Consider the following 2463-nt stretch of genomic DNA (forward strand, 5'->3'; position numbering starts at 1 on the left):
TGTTGAGTTGCACGCAAAAGTGAGCCAGTTAGAGGGGTAGTTTTCATCGAAGTTTGAGCCACGCGCATCCATGTCCCGCCGGACGACCGAGCGGGAGCAGAGGGAGTGATCGACGTGGCACTACTGAGCGTGATTCGACGGTGGCATCTCCGTGAAGGCATCTCGATCCGGGAGATCGCCCGGCGCACGAAGCTATCGAGGAACACCATCACCAAGTACGTGGCAAGCGACGTGGTCGAGCCACGCTACGTGCGCCGCAAGAGCCCGAGCCAGCTGGATGCCTATGCGGCGGAGCTGGTGCGCTGGCTGGAACGCAACGCCCGCCAAGGGCGTAAGCATCGGCAGACGGCGCGGCAGATGCACGCCGCGCTGCAAGCACACGGTTATACCGGCTCGTATGCGCGGGTCGCGGCGTTCGCGCGAGCGTGGCGGCAGTCCGTGCAGGAAGCGACCCGCACGACAGGCCGCGGAACGTTCGTTCCGCTGACGTTCGCGCCAGGCGAAGCGTTCCAGTTCGACTGGAGCGAGGACACGGTGCGGATCGGCGGCGAGCGCACGAAGCTGCAGGTCGCCCAGTTCAAGCTGTCCTACAGTCGCGCATTCCTGCTGCGCGCCTATCCACTGCAGACGCACGAGATGCTGTTCGATGCGCACAACCACGCGTTCGCTGTGTTCGGCGGGGTGCCCCGCCGCGGCATCTACGACAACATGAAGACGGCCGTCGATCGCGTGCGCTCGGGCAAGGCACGCGACGTCAACGCGCGCTTCGCCGCTCTGGTCAGCCACTATCTGTTCGAAGCGGAGTTCTGCAACCCAGCCTCCGGCTGGGAGAAGGGCCAGATCGAGAAGAACGTACAGGACTCACGGCATCGGCTGTGGCCTCAAGTGCCGGAGGTCGCGACCCTCGCCGCGCTCAACCTGTGGTTGCAGGAACGGTGTCTCGCGCTGTGGCACGAGCTGGCGCACCCCGACGATCCCCAGCGCACGATCGCCGCGATGTGGGAGATCGAGAAGACTGAGCTGATGCCGATCGCGCGTCCCTTCGATGGCTTCGTCGAACACACCAAGCGCGTTACGCCGACCTGTCTCGTCCATGTCGAGCGCAACCGCTACAGCGTGCCCGCGAGCTTCGCCAACCGGCCGGTCAGCGTGCGCTTGTATGCCGAGCGTCTGGTCGTCGCGACTGAAGGCCAGGTCATCGCCGAGCATCCGCGCACGATCCATCGCAGTCATGATGCCGGCCGCACGATCTACGACTGGCGGCATTATCTCAGCGTCGTGCAGCGCAAGCCCGGCGCGCTGCGCAACGGCGCTCCGTTCGCCGAGCTGCCCCTCGCGTTCAAGCGCCTGCAGACGATCCTGCTCAAGCGACCCGGTGGCGATCGCGAGATGGTCGAGATCCTCGCGCTCGTCCTGCATCACGACGAGCAAGCGGTGCTGACCGCCGTCGAGCTGGCGCTCGATGCCGGCGCACCGTCCAAGCCGCATGTGCTCAACCTCCTGGCCCGGCTCGTCGGCGAGGACCCGCCGGCACCGATCGAACCGCCGCAGTCGCTGACCTTGCGCATCGAGCCTGAGGCCAACGTCGGTCGCTACGACACGCTGCGGAGGGCTCGCCATGTCGCATGACGCCCAGGTGGCCACCCTCAAGTCGTTGCGGCTCTATGGCATGGCGCAGGCCTGGGGCGAGCTGGCCCAGCAAGCCTCGCCGCTCTACCAGACGGCACAACCGATGCTCGACGCCCTGCTCAAGGCCGAGGTCGCCGAACGCGAGGTGCGCTCGGTCTCCTATCAGATGAAAGCTGCACGGTTCCCTGCCTACAAGGACCTGGCTGGCTTCGACTTCGGCCATAGCGTCGTCGACCAAGCCGTGGTTCGCCAGCTGCACCGCGGCGAGTTCATGGACCAGGCTCAGAACATCGTGCTCGTCGGCGGGCCCGGCACCGGCAAGACCCACCTCGCCACGGCGTTCGGCGTGCACGCCATCGAGCATCTGCGCCGCCGCGTGCGGTTCTTCTCGACCATCGAACTGGTCAATGCCCTGGAGCTGGAGAAGGCCGCCGGCAAGCAAGGCCAGCTCGCGACCCGACTCGTTGCAGCTGACCTCGTCGTCCTCGATGAACTGGGCTATCTGCCCTTCAGCCAAGCCGGTGGCGCACTGCTGTTCCATCTCATCGGCAAGCTCTATGAGCACACCAGCCTGGTCATCACGACCAACCTCAACTTCGCCGAGTGGGCCAACGTGTTCGGCGATGCGAAGATGACCACCGCGCTGCTCGATCGGCTGACCCATCGCTGCCACATCCTGGAAACCGGCAACGACAGCTATCGCTTCAAGACCAGCGCCAACGCGACACCCAAGGAGACCCGACACCGACGATCAGAAACCTGAGTTAGCCTGTACAAAAAGGGTGGCTCACTTTTCGATGCAAATCCCGGCTCACTTTTCGGCGCAATTCAACA

General features: G+C 64.9%; 2 protein-coding genes. Both read left to right on the plus strand.

Annotation, left to right across the window (positions count from 1 at the left end; translation table 11 throughout):
* Nucleotides 1–105: 105 nt before the first annotated feature.
* The gene (gene istA, locus VGC77_RS07070; RefSeq protein WP_331170863.1) at nucleotides 106–1629 is read left to right on the plus strand and encodes an IS21 family transposase; all 1524 of its coding nucleotides are present in this window, start codon (nucleotides 106–108) and stop codon (nucleotides 1627–1629) included.
* Nucleotides 1619–2392: an IS21-like element helper ATPase IstB gene (istB, locus tag VGC77_RS07075; RefSeq protein ID WP_331170864.1), complete on the plus strand. Its 774-nt coding sequence runs from the start codon at nucleotides 1619–1621 to the stop codon at nucleotides 2390–2392. Before istA ends, istB begins: the two co-directional genes overlap by 11 nt.
* The last annotated feature ends 71 nt before the right edge of the window (nucleotides 2393–2463 follow it).

Origin of the sequence: Rhodopseudomonas sp., assembly GCF_036404135.1 — a bacterium.
Taxonomy (GTDB): domain Bacteria; phylum Pseudomonadota; class Alphaproteobacteria; order Rhizobiales; family Xanthobacteraceae; genus Rhodopseudomonas_A.